Origin of the sequence: Vogesella mureinivorans (assembly GCF_007644035.1) — a bacterium.
Classification (GTDB): Bacteria; Pseudomonadota; Gammaproteobacteria; order Burkholderiales; family Chromobacteriaceae; genus Vogesella; species Vogesella mureinivorans.
Genome location: NZ_VMTV02000243.1, coordinates 1 through 276, shown reverse-complemented (window position 1 = coordinate 276; position 276 = coordinate 1). Strand labels below are relative to the sequence as shown.

The window sequence follows — 276 nt, the reverse complement described above, 5'->3', positions numbered from 1 at the left end:
ACTGCCCCATACCATCACGAATGACTTTACCACCACCAAATTTAACCTCTTCACCATAGGTGGTTAGGTCCTTTTCAACTTCAATAAATAGCTCAGTGTCTGCTAATCGAACACGATCTCCTACTGTAGGACCAAACATTTCAGCATATTGCACAATTGTTTCAGCCAATGACGTTTCAGATTTACGTTTTAACTGCACTTCCGTCACTTTGGAATCAATTTCATCACCCCACTTCGTACCCAGTTTTTCATCAGCGGAGACTTGGTTATTGGCAG

General features: G+C 42.0%; 1 protein-coding gene. It reads right to left on the bottom strand.

What is annotated here, in order from left to right:
* The coding region (locus FLQ44_RS08090) for a hypothetical protein (RefSeq protein WP_240801215.1) at positions 1-199 on the bottom strand (199 nt) is incomplete at its 3' end.
* Positions 200-276: the final 77 nt, after the last annotated feature.